Source organism: Ensifer sp. SL37 (genome assembly GCF_026672675.1).
Classification (GTDB): domain Bacteria; phylum Pseudomonadota; class Alphaproteobacteria; order Rhizobiales; family Rhizobiaceae; genus Ensifer; species Ensifer adhaerens.
This window is the reverse complement of the sequence record NZ_JAPPRN010000007.1, coordinates 246,655-269,217: the sequence shown is the minus strand read 5'-3', so window position 1 is coordinate 269,217 and position 22,563 is coordinate 246,655. Positions and strand designations below refer to the sequence as shown.

Below are 22,563 nucleotides of genomic sequence, written 5' to 3'. Positions count from 1 at the left end.
CGGTCAGCGCTGCGTCGCGTTGGAGACAATACTGCAAGGCCATTCCATCCGGATATGCGAACTGCCACTCTCTACGTCAAAAAAGCCAAGTCGGCGATAAAGCGCCTGTGCTGCGATATTGTGGTGCTCGACATGCAGTGTCAGTGCCTGGACGCCTGATCTGGTCGCCTCACGCTGAATGGCAGACAGGAGAGCGCCACCTCTGCCCATGCTGCGCCACTCCGGTATCAGGCCTATATCTACGATAAGCCAATGCTCTGGGCTAAAATTCAGGTAAAGGCGGCCGATCGGCATTCCGTCGAGTTCGATAATGAGGAATTCGGCTTCGGGGAAAGCCGCCATATAGTGGCGGTGTTGAAAAATAAACTGCTGCTCCAGAAAGGCGTGCTTCTGCTCCGTCGGCCATCGTATGCCCGCCAGCTCGTCCGTCCGAAAAGATCGGTAAAGCAGCTGGAGAAACGGCATGTCATCAGACGTGGCATAGCGTAAGCCCATATCTGCCACCGTCAACCGGGGTGGATTGCGGCGTGTCGGAAATCCTGTGGCGGCAATGTCGAGTGGCGACATCACCCGAACGTCGGGTAGTTGCCGTAAAGGGCGATGCAGAAGTTCACGGCGAGATAAGGTTGCCTGTTTTCATGCGGCAGGTTGTTGCCGGCCAAGCCTATCATGTTTGACGCGAACGGCGCGTTGGGCTGAGCGTCCTTTGCGGTGACCGAGGTCTCGATGGGAAGTGTCAACGCGTTGCCGGCAGAAGGTGCGCTTGCCCGTTTTGCCGTGTCGGTCTGGTTGTAGATCGTAAACCCGTGCGAATGCGCCGGCATTTCAGAATTGCTCAGCGTCACGCTGTTTTCGCCCACAACCTCGCCGATCGTGCGTTGCGAAAGGCCCGGTGCAATGCCCTGATTGAAGGCGGCGCGGCCAGTAAAGTTTGGCAACTGGAAAGTGGTACTGCCATTGCCGCCGTACGCTACGCCCAGCAATGAGAACAAAGCCGTGTTCTGCCGAACTGCAAGCGTCGCGCCATTACAAAACGCCCAATTGAGGGGCGCGAAATTGAATCCGAATAGCTGGATTTCACCAATGAAAGGCTCTGACATTTCTATTCCCTTATCGTGCAATGGGGGGCATCAGCTTTGCGACGGAAACACACCGTATAGCGAGATGCAGAATTGCACCGTCAACGTCGGCATCATGTTGTCGTGGGGTTGGGTTTGTCCGGTGGGCCCGGTCGAGTTCGGGGACGTATTAAACCCATTAAGGCCAGTGACATCAGTGGCATACATCGTGTTGCCCGAGAGTGCGCCGAGTTCGGCGTTCGTTCCGATCGCGGTCGCGCTGGCTGCTGTCGTCGTCGCAAACATCGGATGGTTGTGCGGCGGCAGCTGGGTCCCGACAAGCGTCACGGTTTCGGAGCCGCCAAGTTGGCCGGGTAAGCGCGTGCTCAGGCCTTGGCCGGTGCCCTGATGCAGGGGCACGCGACCGCGAAGGTCGGGCACGCCGAACGTATTCTGGCCGTCGCCGCCATAAGTGGTGCCAAGCAGCATGTACAGTGTGTCATATTCCGCGATTGACAGCAGCGAACCATCGCAGGCTTGCCAGCCGGTCGGCACGCGGGAAAAGCCGAACATCCGAATTTCCCCGATATAGGGATTGCTCATTAGTTATCCTCCGGCGGCTGGGTTCAATTGCGGGGCGGGTAGACGCCCTGTAGCGCAATGCAGAAACTGATGACGTTGAATGGCTGCATATTGGAGTGCGGCTGTCCGCCGCCCGCTGCCGCGACGCTCTGGGGCGCCAGCACAACTTGGGCTTCGCCTGACGGCGCATAGATCGGCAGGGAGGTGGTGCCGTAAAGCGTGTTCGTCGGGTTGCGCTGATTGGCCTCCGCGGTCGTCCCGTTGCCCTGATGTTGGTGGGCAGGAATCTGCTGCTGTGTGAGCGTTACAGCTTCAATGCCACCGACCTCTCCGAGTTCATAGGGTGTCGGGTTCCAGCTGGGGTCGGCGGACGGACCGGTCGCTGCAGGCGTTCGCCCCTGCAGATTCGGCAGGGCAAAGGTGGTCGAGCCGTTGCCGCCGTAGTACGTCCCCAATAAGGAGAACAGGGCCTGGTTCTGATTAATCCCCAAAATCTGGCCGTTGCACAGTGCAAAACCGCGCGGCGCAAAGCCGAACCCGCTCATCATGATCTGCCCCACAAAAGGTTCGCTCATGGTTGCCCCCATCCCGATAAAATTCGACGACTCTGGATTTATCCTGCGGCGCACTCTCTCTCATAACGAGCACATTGAGAAGGGGGGCCTTGCAGACTTTTTGTCAGGATTCCCGCAAAAGTCGCACGATTCTGGGTTGTGTGGCTCAAAAATACATGGCAATCACTGGGTGAGGCGATGAACGGACTAATCGTAACGGTGGACTTGCGTCCATGTGGCGTGCCGTGCGCACAAGGGCGGAACAATGGCGCAGAAATCGTTTGGTTGGGCAAACCTGGTGTGCGGATATCGCACGAACGTGGCCTACCTCCTTGCTTTGCTTATGCTGGCCTGCCTGGCAGCGCTGTGGCCGACATCAGCGGCTCAGGCGGCCTGTAGTTCACCGCAGACGGCAACTATAAGCTCGGGCGGTACGGCAACCTTTACCTGCGCGGACTTCGGCTTTATTTCGCCCGCCAACGTATCCCCGTCCCACGGCAGCCTGACCTTCGGAATGCCGTCGAACACATCGGCGCTCATCTACACCAACAACGGCGACGGTGCGACATCCGACACGTTCATCGTCAAGGATGATTTTGGCATTCCCATTACTTTCAACATTACGATCGCGCCTTCATCCTCGCCGCTAACGGTCACGCCTTTGAGCGTTGCTACGCCGGTGATCGGCACGTCCTATAATCAGGCGCTCAACACGAGTGGCGGAACCAGCCCCTATTCCTATTCGCTCGTCGCAGGCAGCAATCTGCCGCCCGGCCTTTCTCTTTCCTCCTCCGGCGTCATCTCCGGTACGCCGACCGGCTCGGGTCCCTACAATTTTACAATCCGTGTTGTCGATTCGACGATGCCGACGGCCAATACGCTCGATAAAGCCTACAGCGTCCTCATCGCCCCGCCTGCCATCGACGTAACACCGGATACTCCGCCGCACGGCGGTGTCGGTACGGCCTACAGCGTCCAGTTCTCTGCAAGCGGAGGCACCCCGGGCTACACTTATACCCGCGACAGCGGCAGCCTACCCGCCGGGCTTACGCTCTCGGCCAGCGGCCTCCTGTCCGGCACGCCATCTGCGGTTGGCAGTTCGACCTTCAACCTGAAGGTCCAGGACAGCACCACCATCTCGACCGGCGGGGTTCACTTCATCACGCAGAACGTTACCGTCACCATCAATGCCTTCCCGCCGGTGTCGCTGACCCCGGCAAGCGGCACGGCGCTTTCGGCCGGCGTGGTGGGAACCTCCTATTCCAACGCATCGATCTCGGCGAGTGGGGGGTCCGGTGCAATCACCTACGCGGTCACCGCCGGCGCACTGCCGGCAGGCCTCGGCATCAATGGATCGACTGGCGCGATCACTGGCACGCCCACAGTGGGCGCGATTGGAACCGCGAATTTCACTGTGACGGCGACGGCTGCGACTTCCGGTTCGGCTTCGGCCAGCTACTCGATAACGGTGTCAGCTCCGCCGGTGGTGCTGACGCCGGCGAGCGGCGCTTTGACCGGCGGTACCGTGGGGGTATCCTACTCTAACACCTCGATCTCGGCGAGCGGCGGTGTGGGGACGATCACTTACGCGATAACGTCCGGCTCGCTGCCGGCGGGTCTTTCCATGAGTACATCGACCGGTGCGATCAGCGGGACGCCGACGGCGGGTGGGTTCGGCACGGCGCACTTCACGGTGATGGCGACGGCCGCGACAACGGGCTCGGCTTCGGCGAGCTACTCGCTCGCGATCGCAGCACCACCGGTTGTCCTGACGCCAGCGAGCGGCGCCTTGGTGGGCGGCACGGTTGGCGCGATCTATACTGGTGCATCAATCTCGGCGAGCGGTGGACTCGGAACGATCAGCTACGCGGTCACATCGGGTGCTCTTCCTGCAGGCCTCGCCCTGGACCCGTCAACCGGTTCGATCAGTGGTACGCCGTCGGCCGGCGGGATCGGCACGTCCAATTTCACGGTTACGGCGACAGGCGCAACCGCGGGCTCAGCTTCGGCCAGCTATTCGATCACGGTGGCCGCGACGCCGGTGGTGCTGATACCGGCAGACGGAACAACGCTTACGGCAGGAACGGTTGGCGTAGCCTATTCAGACGCATCTATTTCGGCGACCGGAGGCGCGGGCCCAATCTCCTATTCGGTGACCGCCGGCGGGCTGCCGGCCGGCCTCACCCTAAATGCATCGACCGGTGCGATCAGCGGCACGCCGACAGCTGGCGGGTTCGGTACGGCGAATTTCGCGGTGACTGCCACGGCCGCGACCAGCGGCTCGGCTACCGCCAACTATACGATCGTGATCGGAGCACAACCGGTGGCGTTGACACCGGCCACAGGCACGGCTCTGACGGCCGGCACGGTCGGTTCTGCCTACTCGCAGACGATTTCGGCGAGCGGCGGTGTGGGTGCGTTCACGTATGTGGTTAGCAGCGGAGCGGTGCCCGATGGCCTCTCTTTGAATGCGACGACCGGTACGATCAGCGGCACGCCGACAGCGAGTGCATTCGGCACGGCGAACTTCACGGTGACGGCCACAGCGGCCACCTCGGGTTCTGCTTCGGCGACCTACTCGATTGAAGTCGGAGCTCCGCCCTTGGTCATGACGCCGGCCAACGGTACGGCGCTTTCGGCCGGTACAGTTGGTGCGTCCTATCCGGGTGCGTCGATTTCTGCAACCGGCGGCCTGGGGAGCCTCAGCTTTTCGGTGACATCCGGTGCACTTCCCGGCGGCCTTACGATCGACCCGGCAAGCGGTGCGATAACGGGCACGCCGACTGCAGCCGCGCTCGGCACTTCGACTTTCACCGTGACGGCTGTCGCGGCCACAAGCGGCACCACTTCGGCAAGCTATACGATCACGGTGGGGGCGCCACCGGTGGTACTGACACCGGCAGCCGGTACGACCCTTACGGGCGGCATGGTCGGATCGCCCTATTCGGAGACGTCGATCTCGGCGAGCGGCGGTGTGGGTGTTATCAGCTATGCCGTGACATCGGGCGCTCTCCCGTCGGGCCTTGCCATTGATCCGGCAACCGGCGAGATATCAGGAACGCCAACGGCGGCCGGCTTTGGCACGGCGAACTTTGGCGTGACGGCCACGGCGGCCACGGCAGGTTCTGCTACGGCAAACTACACGATCGTAGTCGGGGCACCGCCGGTGGTAATAACGCCGGCAAGCGGCACGGCTCTTGCTGCCGGCACGGTCAATTCGTCCTACTCCGACACATCAGTCTCGGCGAGCGGCGGTGCAGGGGCGATCACCTTTGCGGTGACCGCCGGATCCCTGCCTACCGGCCTCACGCTCAACGGATCGACCGGCGCGATCGCCGGCACGCCCACTGAGGCCGCGCTCGGCACGGCGAGTTTCACACTGACAGCGACAGCGGCGACCAGCGGCAGCAGTTCTGCAAGCTATACGATTGTCGTGGGTGCGCCGGCCGTCGTATTGACACCTGCAACCGGTACGGCGCTTTCGGGCGGCACGGTGGGTGCCGTCTATTCGGGCGCCACGATTTCTGCCAGTGGCGGTGTTGGAACATTCAGTTATGCGGTGACATCAGGCGCTCTGCCGACCGGCCTGAGCCTCGATGCGTCGACCGGGGCAATTACCGGCACGCCGACCGTTCCAGCGCTCGGAACGGCGAGTTTCACAGTGACGGCAACGGCGGCGACCAGCGGCTCGGCTGCGGCCAACTACTCGATAACCATCGCGGCCCCGCCGGTGGTGCTGACGCCGCCGGGCGGCGCACTGGCGACTGGCGTCGTCGGCGCGTTCTATTCGGATGCCTCGATCTCGGCGAGCGGCGGCGTGGGGACGATCACCTATGCCGTCACGGCGGGGACGTTGCCAGCGGGTCTGACCATCGATGCGACAACCGGGGCCATCACCGGCACGCCGACTGCGACCGGGTTTGGCACGACAAACTTCACGGTCACCGCGACGGCCGCAACTGCGGGCTCCACCTCGGCAGTCTACGCGATCACCGTAGGTGCTCCGCCCGTGGTGCTGACGCCGGCAACCGGCACAGCGCTTTCCCCTGGAATGGTGGGCGCGTCCTACTCGGACACGTCAATCGTCGCAAGCGGCGGCGTGGGTGCGATCAGCTATGCCGTGACGGGCGGTACATTGCCGGCGGGCCTGACCATCGATGCTGCAACCGGTGCCATCACCGGGACGCCGACCGCTGCCGGGTTCGGTACGACAAACCTCACGGTCACGGCGACGGCCGCCACCGCTGGCTCCGCCTCGGCCACCTATTCGATCACCATTGGAGCGCCGGCACTGGTGCTGACGCCAGCAACCGGCACTGCACTGACGGCCGGCACCGTCGGCTCGTCCTATTCGGATGCGTCGATCTCGGCGAGCGGTGGCGCTGGTGCGGTCAGCTATGGGGTGACGGCTGGAGCGCTGCCGGCAGGACTTAGTCTCAATGCATCGAATGGTGCGATTTCCGGCACGCCGACGGACGGCGCGCTCGGAACGGCGACCTTCACCGTGACAGCAACGGCCGCTATCAGCGGCTCTGCCTCTGCAGCCTACTCCATCACGATCGGGGCGCCGACCCTGGTGCTCGCTCCGGCCACCGGCACGGCGCTTTCCGGCGGGATGGTTGGCTCGTCCTATTCGGATACGTCAATCTCAGCAACGGGCGGTGTTGGTACGATTAGCTATGCGGTAACGGCCGGTTCGCTGCCGGCGGGCCTGAGCCTGAATTCATCGAACGCTGCGATATCAGGCGCGCCGACAGTCGCAGCGCTCGGCACTGCCAACTTCACAGTGACGGCGACTGCGGCAACCAGTGGATCCACTTCTGCGAACTATTCGATCACAGTTGCCGCTTTACCGGTCGTGCTGACGCCGGCCACAGGCGCGACGCTTCCATCCGGTACACTTGGCGTCGCCTACTCGGACACGTCGATTTCCGCAAGCGGCGGTGTTGGTGGTGGTTATACTTACGCTGTGACATCAGGCGCCTTGCCAGGAGGTTTGATGCTAGATGGGGCCACCGCCCGCATCTCCGGAAGGCCGACCGCTGACGGCGACTTCCGCTTCACCGTAACAGCAACGGATGCGAGCGGTGCCACAGGGCAGGCGAACTATACGCTCTCCGTCCTTTCCACCAATTTCGTCTTCAGCCCATCTGCCGGTGCGCTGCCGGACGCCATGGTCGGCGAAGACTATTCATCGCGCATTTCGGTAACCGGAGGCGCCGGCGAGCTCGTTTACAGCGTTAAGAGCGGCGACTTGCCGAAGGGCATGGTCCTAAACATATCCACCGGAGAACTGACAGGGCCAGTCGCCGGCGATGCGACGCCCGATGATTACCGCTTCACGATTGCCGTCGTCGACAGCCGCGGCGCAAGTGGGTTGGCGGTCTATACGCTGAGACTGAAGGGGCGAGCGGTGACCGTACCCGACATCGTCGTCGACGTTCCCGCCGGGTCGACACCGAAGAATGTCTACCTCAACAGTGGCGCAACTGGTGGTCCATTCGTCAGCGCCGCGATTGCTTCCGTTACACCGCCCAACGCGGGTAAGGCGGAGATCATCGAAGGTGAACTCGCGGCTGCGGGCAGCTTCACGCCGGTCGGCTATTACCTCAGGTTCACGCCCAATCCGTCCTATTCTGGCTCTGCCGTCATCGGTTACACTCTCCAGAGCGCGCTCGGGACTTCGAATGTCGGCCGCGTTACCTACAGGGTTGCCCTAGACCGAGTGGCGGCGGGCGAGGAAATCGACGGTCTTGTGCGTGATTTCGTCCGCACACGGCAGAACTTGTTGTCATCGACAGTCAAGGTTCCAGGCCTGCTCGACCGACGCAAGGCTGCGGTGAGCACCGATCCGGTAACGACGGCCGTCACGCCGTCCGAAAGAGGCGCAAGGCTCGGCTTCTCATCCAGCCTCGCCCAGATCCAGGCGGCACGCGATGCCGCCGATGCGGCCGCAGCCGGCGAAACCTTCGTGATGACCAATCGCCCCTTCGACATCTGGATGAACGGCAGCTTCCTGTTCCATAAAGACGAACACGACAAAAGCGACAAATGGGGCAGCTTCGGGCTGTTCTCCGTCGGCGCCGATTATCTCGTTAATGACGGCATGCTCGTCGGCCTGTCGTTCCACTACGACTACATGACGGACCCGACCGACGAGGACGCCGAACTGAAGGGCAATGGCTGGGTTGCCGGACCCTATGCCTCGTTCGAAATCGGCAAGGGAGTCTTTCTCGATGCCAACTTGCTCTATGGCGGCTCATCGAACGACATCGATACCGGCATCTTCCATGGCAGCTTCGACACGCGCCGCTGGATGGCGGATGTGAAGCTCACGGGCGAATGGCAACTGGACGAAATGACCGTGCTCACGCCGAAGCTCCGCGCGGTCTATTTCACCGAGGAGACTGAGGACTATTCCGTCTCCAATTCCCTTGGCGAAACAATCGATCTCAAGGGCTTCATAGAGGAACAGGCCCGCTTCAGCGTCGGGTTCGATGTCGAGAGAACGCTGGGGCTCGAAAACGGACTAACGCTATCACCGTCGATCGGCGCGGATATCGGCTTTGCCTCGCTTGATGGCGAAGGCCTGTTCGGGAGGATCTCCGCCGGGCTCGCTCTCTCCAACAACGACAACTGGAATATCGACTTTTCACTGCTGTTTAACGTCGAGGGCGATGGTTCGCGCTCAGCCGGCGGGAAGATTGGCGCTCGCGTGAGCTTTTGACCGAACGATCACACGCCAGACGGCTCTGCGTTTCGCAAAGGCATATTGGAGCCGAGGATGACAAACTGCTCAGCCGGTGCAGCGGGCCGGCTGGGCTGACCGAACACTCAGTTGGGATGAAAAGAGCGAAAGTAGTGGGCGTGTGAAAGCTAGACGCGGTGTCATTAGACATCGGTGCAACGGCCGCAGGATGTCCCCGCGCATATCCGACACTTACTCGCAGATGAAGCGAACGACGATTTTGAAGCTCACTGCTTTGACGATCAACTCCGTTATGGGGGCGGACACGCTGGAGCCTTGATCGGACACGCAAACCGCAGGCCCGTTTGTCCTGTGCCGAACGTCCTCCGGGTGCAGGCCGGCTCGAGGACAAAATGGCAAGAAACGGGTTCGTCGGGTTACATGGAAGGGAAGGCGCGCGAAGCGACCCCTCCACCCACTTCGAGTGCGCTTAGCAGGTCTTGGGAAGCCGAGATAGAAGTGTGGCTAGACATGTGGCACCTGCGCTCTCTTCGGCAATTTTCCTGGCGTTTCGGGCGCTCGCTTCTGTTCGCCACCAAATAGGCTGAACGTCCTGCAGCCCAAGGTGCGTACGAAGTCGCAAGGTGTGTCCCTAAAGCCCCAGGGGCGGCGCCCGGTAGACGGCCCTCAGGAGCACGGTAACGTCGCCATTACCGCAATACCCCTCCCGTCGAAGCGCATGCCAGGTTCGATTGCGGATTGCCTTCTGCTCGGTGCTGGCGGTGATGAAATAGTGGCCGGCGGCGTCGCCCCTACCACCGCGAACGCATCGGGGCCACAACAAGCTCGAAGCTTCGCGCTAAATTAGGTTCGGCGCTACATTTTGAGCTGATGCCGCTCCTCCATCATCCTTGTCGCGAGCCATTCTTCATGTGCAACCTGGTCGTCGATCGGCTCGCCGACCCTGATGGTACGCTTGCGCACGGTCCCGTGCACCTCAATTGGCTCAAAAGGAAGAAACTTCGTGAGCTGCCTGCCTGTAGGACATAACTTTTCCCAGCTGTGCCGTCCGTTCCATCAGCTCAGACGTCGCCCGATCGGGAATTCATGATCACTTTTCGGGTTAGGACGAACGTACCGGAAACGGGCACGATCACCTCTGTCGCGAACAACTCCACGGCTAAACGATGTTGACCTTGCCAGCCGCATATTGGGTATCTACGGGCCCGGCGCAGACGCCACTGTGGCAGCCGCTGACATGTCCGCAGCCGCTTCGAAGGAAATAGTCAACGAGCTCACTCCGGTGGAAGCAACCTTTCGTGCATGAGGTCTTCGAAGAACCACGCCATGAACTGCTCGCGTCCGGAAACACCCGCCTTGGCATAGACTCGTGTCAGTTGGGCACGAACGGTGCCGGGCGCTGCGTTTCGGATGCGAGCAATCGCGGGCGCATCGAGCCCTTTTAGGGCGAGCCGACCAACATCGCTTTCGGCGGAGGTCAGTCCCCAAGCAACAAACTGCATGTCGACAATGCGGGCAAGCTCGCCGCGTGCCGTCTCCAGGAAGCGCTCCTGTTCGCGCATCGATTCCAGCGCCAAGCGAAGCTGCCATCCTCCGATCACGATGCCAAGAACAAGTGCCGCGGCGACCATTGCCTCAACCATGGCATGGGCGGTGCCGGGAAATGCGATCAAATCCGTAACGGCGTCGCCCACGAAGAAGGCCGCAGCAATCGTCTGGCTCATCACCAGAACGGCAAGGGCGGCGGACTGGCGCCGCCCTTTAGACCATCTCGACATTCCTGTTAACTCCGCCGGCGCTTTCCGGCGATCATCGGCCGGATGAGATTTCGACCGAGCGCTCGACTTTCGACGAACACACCTCCCACATGAACAAAAGCTAGGATCAACAAGAGATTAGCGGCCAACTCATGAACCTCCCCGGCGACGCGGATGTAGAACCTGCTGGTGCCATCATTGCTTTCAGAAACCGGCTTGGCAAGAACCGACCAGTCGCCGGCTGCGATGGCAGCGCGCTCCTCAGCAAGGGTGACCGGACTCTTGCCGCCGGTCATGAAGAGGCCGGTTACTATCACCAGCGTAAGACACGCCCATAGCGCATAGATCATAATCGCACCCGCGGGATTGTGCGAAGGATATTCACGTGCCCCGCCGCGCCACAGATGACCGATATGCCGTAGCGCCGCAGCCGGGGACGGAGGAAAGGCGTTGAAGCGAGCCTCAGCCGGCCCAACGAACCCCCAAATCAACCGGCTCGCCAACACACCGATCACCGCCCAACCAACCCAGACATGGGTCGCGCTGCCGGACTTGGTGATGAGCCCGTTTGCTATTACAGCCGCTGCTATTGCCCAATGGCTAATGCGAACAAGCGGATCCCAGGGATTGGGGGGCCGAACCGCCCCCTCAGTTGCCTTCTTTTCAGCGGCGCCCATGATCAGTCACCGTCCTTTATCTGACTGACCTTGCCGGACTTGGGGTCGATGTAAACTTCCCATGCTTTGCCGCCTGCGTCTGAACATTTCGCTTCGATCTGGCCGCCCTCGGGCTCAAAGTCTGAAACTTTGCATCCAGCCTTCTCTAGTGCAGCCGTTGCATCGGTGGGATTGGTCCCCACGACATCGCCGACAGCCGGCATCGCGTGCACGGTGAGCGGCAAGGCTGAAAGCGCCAGAGCGAGTGCGATCGATTTCATCATCATGTATTCCTTTCTTGGATGTGCCAGGGCCAGGTGTCGCGGCCCAGGTCAGAAGGAACGATCAGAACGATTCACGTCGATTGACGATCTGCTTATTGAGAGCTGAATAAGCAGGTGCTTACGCCCCCTTCTCGTTGCAAGCGCTTCGGAGCAGCACATCAGCGTGCGAGCTTTCGCTCACCGGATTTCCAATTTACATTACATATTACTCATTCATTATTCCTAGAGGCTTGGGTGCCAATCGATATTTCCATCCGCGCGGCGTTCAAAAACACCAGCGCAACTCTGTGTCGAGGTATCCTGCTCGATCGACCAATGCACCGAAGTAACCTAGTCGGCTCGGCTACGGGCACGCGGCGGCGGGCCGCCGCGAAAGCCCATACCGCGTGATTAGGGTTGAGAGCGTCAGCTCCGGGGCAGCGCTGTTCGAATCTCGCCCCTTGAAGGGATTCAAACCGGAAATCAAATAGCTGCGGCACGGCTTTGCCGCTCCTTAGGGAGTTCCCTACGAAGATTCCGGTGTCTCCATGGTTCCTTTTCTGAAAATTTTCTGATTGTCGCGGCTGGGCCTCCACCCGAGCGATCGACAGAGCTCTTCAGCCGCCCTAACCCCGTCTCTCCGGCTCGCAAACGGACCCTCAAGATAATACGGGTTTCCTCGAAATTCGACAAAAACTGCCTTCTTCACAACATCGTAGATGATTGTGAGTTCGCGCTCTTCAGCCATTCTCAAAAATCCTTACCTGTTTCTTCAATGGGTGATGGCAAACCATTTGCCGCGCTTTATCGTCGGACTCTCCTGCGGATAACCACCCGGCAAGCTCCCGGCGCACGACGTGTTCGAGCACGGCCATGCCTTCGGCGCTGTCGTTCAGGCAGGGGATGTGGGTGAACTTCTCGCCGCCATTGTGATGGAAGCTTTCGGCCGCCTGCTCTGCGATCTCTTCCAACGTTTCCAGACAGTCGGAGACGAAGCCCGGGTTGAGGACGGCAATGCGCTTGACACCGTCCTGCGCAAGTTTTTCGACCGTCTTGTCGGTATAGGGCTGCAGCCATTCCTCAGGCCCGAAGCGCGACTGGAAGGTGACCTGCAGCTTCTCCTTCGACCAGCCGAGCTTTTCGCGCAAAAGCCGCGCGGTCTTCTGGCACTGGCAGTAGTAGGGATCGCCCTTGTCGAAATAGCTCTTCGGAATGCCGTGGAAGGAGGTCAGAACCACCTCCGGCTCCCAGTCGAGCGTCGCCAGGTGACGCTCGATCGAGGTTGCCAGAGCGTCGATGTAGACGGGATCGTCGTGGTAGGGCGGAACGGTGCGCAGTGCCGGCTGCCAGCGCATCTTCACAAGCGCCTCGAAGGCCTTGTCATTAACGGTGGCGGTGGTGGCGGCGGCATATTGCGGATAGAGCGGGAAGACGAGAATGCGTTCACAGCCGGCCTTCTGCAGTGCGTCCATGCGCGAGGCGATCGACGGCTGGCCGTAGCGCATGCCCCAGTCGACGATGACGTTCGGCTGGTCGGCGAAGGACTTCGCCATCAGTTCGGACTGGTTGCGGGTGTAGGTCCGCAGGTAGCTTTCGTTCAAGTCCTTGTTCCAGATCGTCTCATAGGCCTTGCCGACCTTGCCGGGGCGGGTGTTGAGCACGATGCCGAACAGGATCGGGTACCAGAACAGTCGCGACCACTCGATCACCCGGCGGTCGGTCAGAAACTCCTTCAGGTAGCGGCGCATCGAGGTGTAGTCGGTGCCATCAGGCGTGCCGAGATTGACCAGGAGAACTCCGATGCCGCCGCGTTTGATGATCGGATGGTCGGCAAGTTTGTCCACCATCAAACGCACTCCTTTTAATTGATTTCCCGCTCCAGTACGTTTCTCGCGCGGTTTGGATCAGTCGTCCGCCCCGGCCGCCGGTTAATAGTCGATCTCGTCAGCGGAGTTAGAACAAACCGCTGATAAACTCCCAGCGCCGACGGTGGAAGTCGGGCAAACCCAGCTTAAAGTAGATAACTCGCAACCCGCAAATTTCCGACACATCTAAAATGAACGGATTTGTTGTGATCCGAACGGAGTGAACGGCAAAACGATTTCCAAGGTTTCCACCACGACGAACGTCAGAAGGAGTGAAGGAGTGAAGGAGTGCGTCATGAACCACTTCATTTGGCCACGGACCGAATTCTGATCAAAAAATATGTGGTCCGTCCTTGTGCCCGATTTGATCCAATCGAAGGCAATAAGCGTAATGGCGTGGTTGACAAAATAGGGAGAGTCTTCGATGGACGCGATTGTGACGGACAGCGATCTTTTGTTCGCATCAAATGTTCCGACCCAGGCGGAAGCGGAGTCAGCCGTGCGGACCTTGATACGTTGGGCCGGCGATGATCCGTCGCGCGAAGGCCTCCTCGATACACCCAAGCGGGTGGCAAAAGCATATCGTGAGCTTTTTGCGGGATACGATGCGACGCCGGAAGACATTTTGGCGACGACATTTTCCGACGTCGCCGGCTATAGCGATATGGTCATCGTTAAGGACATCGAGTTCCATTCTCATTGCGAGCACCACATGGTGCCCTTCCATGGCGTTGCCCACATTGCCTATATCCCCGAGGGCGGGGTTCTTGGTCTCTCCAAGATGGCCCGTCTGGTTGACCTTTATGCGCGCCGGCTGCAGACCCAGGAAACGATGACATCCCAGATCGCCAAAGCTCTCGACGAAAGCTTGAGGCCGAAAGGTGTTGCGGTGATGCTCGAAGCCGAGCACATGTGCATGGCAATGCGCGGCATTCAGAAACAAGATGCCAAGACAATCACGACGACGTTCGTTGGAAAGTTCGAACGATCGGCCAGAGACCAGACAAGATTCATCCAATTCGTGCGCGGTTAGGAAACATGAGCCGACCCCACCATCGCTGAAAGAATCGTAAATGGCCGAATACTCGATGAAATCGCTGAAAGCGGGATACTCCGCTGTTATAATCGGAGCGAGTGGCGGGATCGGTGGCGCCATCAGTGCGGCCTTGAAATCTGATCCCAATTGTTTCGCGGCAGTTCCTCTTTCTCGTAGTTCCGATGGTTTTGACATATCCGACGAGGCAAGCATCAAGAGGGCTGCCGACGCGCTTGAGCCCGGTGCGTACGATTTGATCCTCTGTGCGACAGGCGCGCTCACCATCGATGGGGTCGGCCCGGAACGATCCATCCGGCAAATCTCGCAGACAGCGATGATGGCGCAGTTCGCCTTGAATGCTGTAGGACCCGCCCTCACCCTCAAGCATTTCACCCCGCTCCTTGCTCGCAAGGAGAGGACGATCTTCGCATTCCTATCGGCTCGGGTAGGATCCATCGGCGATAATGCACTCGGTGGATGGATTTCTTACCGTTCCTCGAAAGCTGCGCTCAACCAGATTGTTCGCACCGGTGCGATTGAACTTGGCAGGATCAATCCTCAATCGGTTGTCGTCTCGATACATCCAGGAAGCGTTAAGACAACCCTTTCAGAGCCTTTTGCATCGGGACACGAGCGAATGGAGCCCGTGGACGTCGCGCAAAAAATACTAGCGGTGCTTGATGAGCTTCAACCATCGGACACAGGCGGCTTTTTCGCGTATGACGGTAGTCCTATCCCTTGGTAGCCGACCGTTCGAAGCTGTTTTTCGTCACGTTCGGGTGACCAATGCCGGATGTTCCTGCAGGTAAGATTCGAAATCTGGTTCTCATACTCGGCGATCAACTCTCCAGATCAGTTTCGAGCATGGAGAATTTTGATCCCGGACAGGACATCGTGATGATGTGCGAGGTGATGGAAGAGGCCACCTACGTTAGTCATCACAAGCTGAAAATCGCCTTCATATTTTCTGCGATGCGACATTTTGCAGCTGAACTTCGTGAACTTGGATTTGATGTTCATTACACAACGCTCGACGATCCAGAAAACAGTGGTTCGTTCATCGGAGAGCTCGCGCGCCAGGTCGCTAAAGCCAAGCCCCGGCGAGTGGTCGTATGCGAGGCCTCAGAGTGGCGGGTTCTTGAGGCTATGAAAGAATGGGAGACGTTGCTTCGTCTGCCTGTCGATATAAGGCCAGACACGCGCTTCCTCTGCTCCAAAAGTGAGTTTCAAGACTGGGCCCAGGGCCGCAAAACTTTGACGATGGAATATTTTTATCGCGATATGCGGCGTCGCACCGGTCTATTGATGAACGGAAATGACCCTGAGGGGGGGCGATGGAACTTCGATGCCGAGAACCGTAGGCCAGCGCAGCCTGATCTTTTCCAACCCAGGCATCGTCGGTTCAGTCCGGACACTATCACGAGAGAAGTTGTTCGGCTTGTAGAACGAAAGTTCCCCGAAAACATGGGCTCCACCAGCGATTTTGGGTTTGCAGTCACTCGCGCCCAAGCCGAAGCGGCGGCTGATGATTTCATCGATCAGTTCCTCCCGAATTTTGGCGAAACGCAGGATGCGATGTTGAGAGAGCGACCGTTCCTCAACCATGCCCTGCTCTCATTCTACATCAACATCGGGCTCCTCGATCCCCTGGAAATCTGCCGCGCGGCCGAGCGCGCTTACATGGAAGGCCATGCGCCACTCAACAGCGTCGAAGGCTTCATCCGCCAGATTATCGGATGGCGCGAATATATCCGCGGCATCTACTGGCTGAAAATGCCAGGCTATGAAAACTCAAACGCTTTTAACGCGCATAGGTCGCTTCCCGAATTCTTTTGGAGCTGCGAAACGGATATGGCCTGCGTGTCATCTGTCATTACTCAAACGATCAATTACGCATACGCCCACCATATCCAGCGCCTAATGGTGGTTGGAAACTTTTCGATGCTGGCGGGGCTCGACCCTCATGCTGTTCATCTCTGGTATCTCTCCGTATATGCAGACGCCTTCGAATGGGTGGAATTGCCGAACGTCATCGGCATGAGCCAATTCGCGGATGGCGGATTCATGGCCTCAAAACCCTATGCCGCAAGCGGCGCCTACATTTCCCGGATGTCGGACTACTGCGAAGGATGTCGGTACAATGTCGAGAAGAAGACAGGTACGGACGCCTGCCCCTTCAATGCTCTTTACTGGGACTTCCTCGATCGAAACGCTGACACGCTTTCTAACAATCATCGCCTCGGCCAGACGTACTCTTCGTGGAAGCGAATGTCTGCCGACAAACAGCAGCTCTACCGCCAAAGTGCACGGGCATTTCTTGCAGATCTTGATGCTGGTAAACGCGTGTGATCTCGCGCAACACACAAGATAGTGGCGGAGCTTAACTTGGCCAGGATGATCAAGAAGGCGGATTTGCCCAAGAAGATCTGCCCAAGCTGTGGGCTTGCCTTCGAATGGCGTCGAAAGTGGGCAAAGGATTGGAACCGGGTCAAATTTTGCTCGGAACGCTGCCGCCGACCGAAAGGGTCAACACCCACCAAGGTCATCAGCATGTGATCGTATCGGCCGATATCTGCCACATCTGCGAAAAGGCTGTGATGCCGCGTCCCTAAAGCGGCTGGAACCTAATGACGATCTCTTAGTTTATGAGACCCGCACTGCTCGCCTACAGCCATGAAGCTGGCCAGATACAATATGATACCCGTCGCTGCCGCCTCTATTGGGAAGATGCGCAAGTCGGAAGCCGTACCTGCTTTGGGTCAGGCGGCCACCGCGGCAAAAGCACCGGGTATTTCGCCAATCTGCAACTTCTCTGCCAAGAGCACCACCGGAACGCCCGTGACGGGTGCAGATTTGATACTCAGATATTTGATCTAAATTTTGCGAGCATCGTATAACGCGAAGCCAGGAGATACAACATGTCACTGATGTCATTAAATGCATTGCCCGACGACAAGGGTTTCTTCGGAAAGTTTGGCGGCCGATTTGTAGCCGAAACGCTCATGCCGTTGCTTATCGCGGTGACCAAGGAATGGCAGGCCGCTAAGACGGATCAGTGCTTTTGGGAAGAACTCGACGAGTTGTCTCGACATTATGTCGGCAGACCCAGTCCGCTCTATTTTGCGGAAAGACTGACGGCCCACTTAGGCGGCGCGCGGATCTATTTGAAACGGGACGAACTGAATCACACCGGTTCTCACAAGATAAACAACTGCCTGGGCCAGATCCTGATCGCCCGTCGCATGGGTAAGACCCGTATCATTGCCGAGACAGGGGCGGGTCAACACGGGGTTGCGACAGCGACGATGGCCGCGCGGTTCGGGCTGGACTGCGTGATTTACATGGGAGCGACCGATATCGAACGGCAGGCTCCTAACGTCTTCCGCATGAAGTTACTGGGAGCGGAAGTCCGCGCCGTTAGCTCAGGAAACGGCACTCTTAAGGACGCCATGAACGAAGCGCTTCGCGACTGGGTCTCAAATGTTGAAGATACCTACTACCTCATTGGAACCGCAGCGGGGCCCCACCCCTATCCGGAGATGGTGAGAACTTTGCAGTCTGTGATTGGCCGTGAGGCGCGAGAACAGATAGTCCAGCATGAGAACCGCCTTCCTGACCTTCTTGTCGCAGCCGTCGGTGGCGGCTCGAACGCGATAGGTCTATTTCACCCGTTTCTGTCCGATAGCGAAGTCGCGATGGTCGGTGTCGAGCCTGCCGGAAAGGGTCTGGACACACCAGAACACTGTGCCTCTCTCACAGCTGGCACTCCGGGGGTCCTACACGGCAACAGAACGTATCTACTGCAAGACGGTAACGGTCAGATCAATGAGGGCCACTCGATTTCCGCGGGTCTCGACTATCCTGGCGTCGGCCCTGAGCACTCTTGGCTGAAGGATAGTGGACGCGTCCTCTATTCCTCAGCCACAGACGTCGAGGCCCTGCACGCGTTTCGGTTATTATCGACCGTTGAGGGCATCATCCCCGCTTTGGAGCCGTCGCATGCCATCGCCGAGGTCATGAAGAGCGCTCCGCTTATGGAGCCGGATAAAGTCATTATCGTCAACCTCTGCGGCCGCGGAGATAAGGACATCTTTACCGTGTCCAACCTTATGAAATTGGATGAGACTGATAGCTAGTTGCGCACGAAGTGTGAGTGACGGGGGAGCGGCTTTATGATGGTGACCTCGGTCTGTCGATCGAGGGCGGCCAGAAAATTAACGAAGTAGTCGTGGGGCTGACACTCTGTTAATCCCAGAAATGAAGAACAACCCGTTTAACTGCCAAACGACACGGCGTCAAAAAATAGTGCACGCCAATGACTCAACGCGCGTTCGCGACCATTCCAGAACTCCGCCCCTAGGCCGCCAGTGGCTGGCGTAGCGAGGAACATACAAACCTTTGTAGCCGACGACGAGGCAACATTAGAACTCGTCTTCCCCTCCCGCCGAAACCGCGTTATTCATCCCATCCCTTGAAGGCCATGGTGAACGGGACATTGGCAACGCTTGATCTCTGGGACAGCCGGCACGTCCGGTAAGTACTTGACCGTCTTTCACGCATCGACGGAGCCGGCTGCAAATACCCCGTCACATACGAAGGGAACGAAGGTCACAATCAGAGGTGGAATTTTGCTGCAGCGAACGGTGGCCTGTATGTAATATCACGTTCATCTGGCCTGGTCCTAACTATCGCCCATGACGAAAACTTAATTGGCTCACGCGTGATACAGGACACTCCGGATGCCAGACAAGGTCAACGCTGGCTTTTGATTCCGTAAACACTGGATGCGCGGTTCGTGAAAAAGTTAAGCCTCGGCTTTGATTCGGATGTGCACCTGGCTGCGGCTGTAAAGGCGCGGTGAAAACGAGGGATATTGCCTCGCTCTGAGCGCCCGATCTTGCCGAGTGGGAACAGGCCCAACCAAGTAACTCCTAAGCCTCATCCAATCCGTGCGTGTTGCGCTCCCCCAGCGACTGAGCACCTAACTCGGACAGCGACGAAATTCGCAGACCTCTGTCTGGCGTTCCACCATTGCGCACTAAGCAGTGGGATGGCCCTGAGCGAGATGAAGCTACGGCTCTATGAGCTACGTCTCAGAGCGACTCCGCCGAAACATCTGAAGGCGCATCCAGGCGGCGCATTATCCACTGCGCGACGGCACCGCGCCACGCCTCTCAGTGGCAACATGATCGTGAGCGTCCGGTGAGCGGATTTTGGTCCGGCGGGGAATTGGCGCAAGTTGCGTCACAGATGATTCATTTGTGACGTAACAGGGTATGAATGGCCAAGGTTGAGATCCTGACGGGTGCCGAGCGACAACGTCGATGGTCCACGGAACTGAAGCTTTCGATCTTGCAAGAAGCGTTCAGCGCGGATGGCAGCGTTTCGGATGTAGCGCGCCGGCACGACGTTCTTCCGCAACAAATATACGCCTGGCGAAAGAAGTTCTCGCCATCCGAATTGAAACCTCCACAGACCCCATCGTTCATCCCGGTTTCGCTTATCGGAGCGTCGGAGAGCGTGAGTGACGGTTCCAAGAGGATCGGTGCTCGGTCGAGATGCAAGGACGTTGAAATCGTCTTGAGGAATGGCCGTCTACTGAGAATTGCAGCGGATATGGATCTCGAAGTGCTATCGTCGCTTGTCGCTTGTGTGGAGGCAGCATGATCGGGCCTTCGGGAAATGTGCGGGTTTATCTGGCCTGCGGAGTGACCGACATGCGGCGTGGCATTGATGGACTCTCCACGCTCGTTGAGACGGTCCTCAAGGAGGCGCCAGGATCCGGCGCAATCTTCGGCTTCCGTGGAAAGCGCGCCGACCGGATCAAGCTTCTATGGTGGGATGGCCAAGGGTTCTGCCTATTCTACAAGATTCTCGAGCGCGGATACTTTCCCTGGCCCACGGCGAAAGATGGTGTTGCGCATCTTACGCAGGCCCAGTTGTCGATGCTTGTCGAAGGGATTGACTGGCGCCGACCAGCGTGGACTTCCGCCCCTGGCCGCACGGGTTAAAAGCTATATTTTACAGGCACATCCGGGGCAAAACGCTAGTGCTTTCGCTGCAAATCGGCTATGTTTTTGGGCATGAAAGCACCGCCGCTGGACAGTCAGGACGAGCTATTGGCATTGCGCGCGCTCGTCGCTGAACAGGCGGCGAAACTCAGCGCACAAGAAGCCGAAGTCATCAAACGCGACTCGATCATCGGTCTTCTGCGCGCGCAGCTGGAACTGCTCCGACATCGGCAGCACGGCGCATCCTCGGAAAAGATCGATCGGAAGATTGAGCAATTCGAACTGATGCTCGAGGAGATCGAAGCCTCTCGCGCCGAGGCTGATGCTCGTTCCGGAAAAGGCCTGCTGCCAGATCTGGATGATACCCCCGACAAGCCGAAACGCAGGCCTCTGCCGGATGGTCTTCCAACCGAAGAGCGGGTGTACACAGCGCCCTGCAGTTGCCCGACGTGTGGTGGCAAGTCCTTCCTGAAGGCGGCCGACAAGGTGGTGCAGGTGATGGAGCATGTGCCGGCTTCTGTGAAGATCGTCCGGCATATCGAGAAGCGCATGGTCTGTAAGGACTGCGATACAACGGTATCGGGTGAGATGCCGAGCTTGCCGATCGAGCGAGGCAAACCTGGACCAGGACTGCTCGCACACATCATGGTCGCCAAGTTTGACGATCATATCCCACTCTACCGTTTGTCCGAGATGTACGACCGGCTGGGGATCGACATCTCCCGGTCTGTCATGGCGGACTGGGTTGGCCGTGTGTCCGTTCTGCTCTCGCCCCTCATCTTGCTGATCAGAGCCCATATCGCCGCGGTCGACCGAATACACACGGACGATACGCCGGTCGATGTTCTCGACCCAGGACGAGGAAAGACGAAGACCGGCAGGGTCTGGGTCTATGTCTTCGACGGCAGCGGCTACCAGGATCCCACGCCCGGAGCGATCGCCTATTACTATAGCCCCGACCGAAAGGGCGTGCATCCGGCTGAACACCTCGCTCACTTCAGCGGCGTAATGCATGCGGATGGCTATGCTGGCTATAGCAAGCTTTACGGCAACCAGATCATCGAAGCCGCCTGCATGGCGCATGTGCGCCGCAAGTTCCATGATGTGATCAAGCTCAAGCCATCTCCGATCGCCGACGAGGCTCTGTCGCGCATCGGTGCACTCTACGATATCGAGGATCGTATCCGCGGCATGTCTTCCGACGAGAGGCGAACACTGCGCCAGCAACACGCCAGACCCATTCTGGCGGACCTCAAGGCTTGGATTGAAACGACGCTTTCGACGCTGCCGCAGAAACAGAAGCTTGCCGAAGCGATGCGATACGCTCTCTCGCGATGGGCAGCTTTGAGCGTCTACATTGACGATGGCCGTGTCGAAATCGATAACAACATAGCTGAGCGCGCTATGAGGCCACTCGGAATTGGAAGAAAAAATTGGCTCTTTGCTGGGTCAGACAAGGGCGGCGAGCGCATCGCCAATATCCTGACCATCATCGAAACAGCTAAACTCCATGGCCACAATCCAGAGACCTATCTGGCAGACGTCCTGACCAGGATCCAGAGCCATCCGAAGGATCGACTTGAGGAACTGCTCCCGTGGCAGTGGACTCCGGCAAACGACCGGTACGAGGCTGCGTGATGGCGCGCTCAAGGATCATCTATACCCTCAAAGAGGTCGCTGAGATGATCGGCGAGAACCTCGAGTTGATCGAAGAGGTGACCGCCAACTCGGATAATATCAGCGAAGGCGAATTGCTTTATGTCCGCGACGGCAGCGAACACGGCACAAAGGGCCTGACCGAGAACGGCGTGGACGAGCTCCAAAATCTCCTCGCCGACATACGGACATGGGATGGTGGAATCCGCCAGTTTCTCGTCGATGAACAATGCGATCCGGATGTGGTCGAACGCGTTATGGCAGACGAGATGAAACGCGACCTATAATCTCGGCCTCTCAACCAAGCGAAAATGCCTTCGCCGGACGCTCACACATGATCCGAGGCTATTCGGCACACAGCCTTCGGCGAGCGGCGATATCGTCGCCAGCGTCCCTTCGGCTCCCGTCGCAATGCT

Annotated in this window: 19 protein-coding genes and 1 pseudogene; 11 read left to right on the top strand and 9 right to left on the bottom strand. The window is 58.9% G+C overall.

Features of this window, described 5'->3' with window-relative positions:
• Positions 1 to 3 precede the first annotated feature (3 nt).
• Genes OVA00_RS33330 through OVA00_RS33315 form a run of 4 tightly spaced genes read right to left on the bottom strand, consistent with a single transcriptional unit; the run spans position 4 to position 2,215 of the window.
• Complete coding sequence (locus tag OVA00_RS33330) at positions 4 to 567, bottom strand: GNAT family N-acetyltransferase (protein ID WP_268090504.1); 564 nt, start codon at positions 565 to 567, stop codon at positions 4 to 6.
• Positions 567 to 1,100 (bottom strand): phage tail protein, encoded by a 534-nt coding sequence (locus tag OVA00_RS33325; RefSeq protein WP_268090503.1) that lies wholly within the window; start codon positions 1,098 to 1,100, stop codon positions 567 to 569. Before OVA00_RS33325 ends, OVA00_RS33330 begins: the two co-directional genes overlap by 1 nt.
• Positions 1,101 to 1,130: 30 nt before the next feature.
• Entirely contained in the window at positions 1,131 to 1,661 is a 531-nt protein-coding gene (locus OVA00_RS33320; RefSeq protein ID WP_112773056.1) for a phage tail protein, read from the bottom strand.
• Positions 1,662 to 1,684: 23 nt separating this feature from the next.
• A complete protein-coding gene (locus OVA00_RS33315; RefSeq protein ID WP_112773060.1) occupies positions 1,685 to 2,215 on the bottom strand; it encodes a phage tail protein in 531 nt (176 codons plus the stop codon).
• A gap of 493 nt (positions 2,216 to 2,708) precedes the next feature.
• Here OVA00_RS33315 and OVA00_RS33310 point away from each other — a divergent pair, with 493 nt between their 5' ends.
• A complete protein-coding gene (locus tag OVA00_RS33310; protein WP_268090502.1) occupies positions 2,709 to 8,921 on the top strand; it encodes a putative Ig domain-containing protein in 6,213 nt (2,070 codons plus the stop codon).
• A gap of 1,256 nt (positions 8,922 to 10,177) precedes the next feature.
• Here the strand turns inward: OVA00_RS33310 and OVA00_RS33305 are convergent.
• From OVA00_RS33305 to hemH, 5 genes and pseudogenes are all read right to left on the bottom strand, one after another.
• Positions 10,178 to 10,627, bottom strand: coding sequence for a helix-turn-helix transcriptional regulator (locus tag OVA00_RS33305; protein ID WP_268090501.1), 450 nt, complete (start codon positions 10,625 to 10,627; stop codon positions 10,178 to 10,180).
• 59 nt (positions 10,628 to 10,686) lie between these two features.
• Positions 10,687 to 11,337: a cytochrome b/b6 domain-containing protein gene (locus OVA00_RS33300; RefSeq protein WP_112773454.1), complete on the bottom strand. Its 651-nt coding sequence runs from the start codon at positions 11,335 to 11,337 to the stop codon at positions 10,687 to 10,689.
• A gap of 2 nt (positions 11,338 to 11,339) precedes the next feature.
• Complete coding sequence (locus OVA00_RS33295; RefSeq protein WP_112773455.1) at positions 11,340 to 11,600, bottom strand: PepSY domain-containing protein; 261 nt, start codon at positions 11,598 to 11,600, stop codon at positions 11,340 to 11,342.
• 505 nt (positions 11,601 to 12,105) lie between these two features.
• Positions 12,106 to 12,327 (bottom strand): hypothetical protein, encoded by a 222-nt coding sequence (locus tag OVA00_RS33290; RefSeq protein WP_112773456.1) that lies wholly within the window; start codon positions 12,325 to 12,327, stop codon positions 12,106 to 12,108.
• Positions 12,328 to 12,406: 79 nt separating this feature from the next.
• Positions 12,407 to 13,426: pseudogene (gene hemH / locus OVA00_RS33285) on the bottom strand (ferrochelatase); the annotation flags it as partial.
• Between the two features lie 442 nt (positions 13,427 to 13,868).
• Here hemH and folE point away from each other — a divergent pair.
• The 10 genes from folE (at position 13,869) to OVA00_RS33245 (ending at position 22,434) form a co-directional block, all read left to right on the top strand.
• Complete coding sequence (gene folE / locus OVA00_RS33280; protein ID WP_268090500.1) at positions 13,869 to 14,477, top strand: GTP cyclohydrolase I FolE; 609 nt, start codon at positions 13,869 to 13,871, stop codon at positions 14,475 to 14,477.
• Positions 14,478 to 14,517: 40 nt separating this feature from the next.
• Positions 14,518 to 15,225, top strand: a complete 708-nt coding sequence (locus OVA00_RS33275; RefSeq protein WP_268090499.1) for an SDR family NAD(P)-dependent oxidoreductase — start codon at positions 14,518 to 14,520, stop codon at positions 15,223 to 15,225.
• A gap of 41 nt (positions 15,226 to 15,266) precedes the next feature.
• Positions 15,267 to 16,829: a cryptochrome/photolyase family protein gene (locus OVA00_RS33270; RefSeq protein WP_326494158.1), complete on the top strand. Its 1,563-nt coding sequence runs from the start codon at positions 15,267 to 15,269 to the stop codon at positions 16,827 to 16,829.
• A gap of 45 nt (positions 16,830 to 16,874) precedes the next feature.
• Positions 16,875 to 17,036 (top strand): DUF2256 domain-containing protein, encoded by a 162-nt coding sequence (locus OVA00_RS33265; RefSeq protein WP_326494174.1) that lies wholly within the window; start codon positions 16,875 to 16,877, stop codon positions 17,034 to 17,036.
• A gap of 362 nt (positions 17,037 to 17,398) precedes the next feature.
• Positions 17,399 to 18,616, top strand: coding sequence for a tryptophan synthase subunit beta (gene trpB, locus OVA00_RS33260; RefSeq protein ID WP_112773407.1), 1,218 nt, complete (start codon positions 17,399 to 17,401; stop codon positions 18,614 to 18,616).
• Between the two features lie 422 nt (positions 18,617 to 19,038).
• The gene (locus tag OVA00_RS40115; protein WP_112773472.1) at positions 19,039 to 19,257 is read left to right on the top strand and encodes an RICIN domain-containing protein; all 219 of its coding nucleotides are present in this window, start codon (positions 19,039 to 19,041) and stop codon (positions 19,255 to 19,257) included.
• Between the two features lie 503 nt (positions 19,258 to 19,760).
• Complete coding sequence (gene tnpA, locus OVA00_RS40110) at positions 19,761 to 20,147, top strand: IS66-like element accessory protein TnpA (protein ID WP_060530559.1); 387 nt, start codon at positions 19,761 to 19,763, stop codon at positions 20,145 to 20,147.
• Positions 20,144 to 20,491, top strand: coding sequence for an IS66 family insertion sequence element accessory protein TnpB (gene tnpB / locus OVA00_RS33255; RefSeq protein ID WP_060530558.1), 348 nt, complete (start codon positions 20,144 to 20,146; stop codon positions 20,489 to 20,491). The genes tnpA and tnpB overlap by 4 nt, the downstream gene beginning before the upstream one ends.
• 72 nt (positions 20,492 to 20,563) lie before the next feature.
• Positions 20,564 to 22,129: an IS66 family transposase gene (gene tnpC / locus OVA00_RS33250; protein ID WP_060530572.1), complete on the top strand. Its 1,566-nt coding sequence runs from the start codon at positions 20,564 to 20,566 to the stop codon at positions 22,127 to 22,129.
• A complete protein-coding gene (locus OVA00_RS33245; RefSeq protein ID WP_060530557.1) occupies positions 22,129 to 22,434 on the top strand; it encodes a hypothetical protein in 306 nt (101 codons plus the stop codon). The genes tnpC and OVA00_RS33245 overlap by 1 nt, the downstream gene beginning before the upstream one ends.
• The last annotated feature ends 129 nt before the right edge of the window (positions 22,435 to 22,563 follow it).

Excerpts from the sequence above, each read along its gene's own strand:
- OVA00_RS33305 (WP_268090501.1), bottom strand. The coding sequence starts at position 10,627 with ATGAGCCAGACGATTGCTGCGGCCTTCTTCGTGGGCGACGCCGTTACG.
- OVA00_RS33315 (WP_112773060.1), bottom strand. The coding sequence starts at position 2,215 with ATGAGCGAACCTTTTGTGGGGCAGATCATGATGAGCGGGTTCGGCTTT.
- OVA00_RS33320 (WP_112773056.1), bottom strand. The coding sequence starts at position 1,661 with ATGAGCAATCCCTATATCGGGGAAATTCGGATGTTCGGCTTTTCCCGC.
- OVA00_RS33275 (WP_268090499.1), top strand. The coding sequence starts at position 14,518 with ATGGCCGAATACTCGATGAAATCGCTGAAAGCGGGATACTCCGCTGTT.
- OVA00_RS33330 (WP_268090504.1), bottom strand. The coding sequence starts at position 567 with ATGTCGCCACTCGACATTGCCGCCACAGGATTTCCGACACGCCGCAAT.
- OVA00_RS33290 (WP_112773456.1), bottom strand. The coding sequence starts at position 12,327 with ATGGCTGAAGAGCGCGAACTCACAATCATCTACGATGTTGTGAAGAAG.
- OVA00_RS33295 (WP_112773455.1), bottom strand. The coding sequence starts at position 11,600 with ATGATGAAATCGATCGCACTCGCTCTGGCGCTTTCAGCCTTGCCGCTC.
- OVA00_RS33310 (WP_268090502.1), top strand. The coding sequence starts at position 2,709 with ATGCCGTCGAACACATCGGCGCTCATCTACACCAACAACGGCGACGGT.
- tnpB (WP_060530558.1), top strand. The coding sequence starts at position 20,144 with ATGATCGGGCCTTCGGGAAATGTGCGGGTTTATCTGGCCTGCGGAGTG.
- tnpC (WP_060530572.1), top strand. The coding sequence starts at position 20,564 with ATGAAAGCACCGCCGCTGGACAGTCAGGACGAGCTATTGGCATTGCGC.
- tnpA (WP_060530559.1), top strand. The coding sequence starts at position 19,761 with ATGGCCAAGGTTGAGATCCTGACGGGTGCCGAGCGACAACGTCGATGG.
- folE (WP_268090500.1), top strand. The coding sequence starts at position 13,869 with ATGGACGCGATTGTGACGGACAGCGATCTTTTGTTCGCATCAAATGTT.
- OVA00_RS33265 (WP_326494174.1), top strand. The coding sequence starts at position 16,875 with ATGATCAAGAAGGCGGATTTGCCCAAGAAGATCTGCCCAAGCTGTGGG.
- OVA00_RS33270 (WP_326494158.1), top strand. The coding sequence starts at position 15,267 with ATGCCGGATGTTCCTGCAGGTAAGATTCGAAATCTGGTTCTCATACTC.
- OVA00_RS33325 (WP_268090503.1), bottom strand. The coding sequence starts at position 1,100 with ATGTCAGAGCCTTTCATTGGTGAAATCCAGCTATTCGGATTCAATTTC.
- OVA00_RS33245 (WP_060530557.1), top strand. The coding sequence starts at position 22,129 with ATGGCGCGCTCAAGGATCATCTATACCCTCAAAGAGGTCGCTGAGATG.
- OVA00_RS33300 (WP_112773454.1), bottom strand. The coding sequence starts at position 11,337 with ATGGGCGCCGCTGAAAAGAAGGCAACTGAGGGGGCGGTTCGGCCCCCC.
- trpB (WP_112773407.1), top strand. The coding sequence starts at position 17,399 with ATGTCACTGATGTCATTAAATGCATTGCCCGACGACAAGGGTTTCTTC.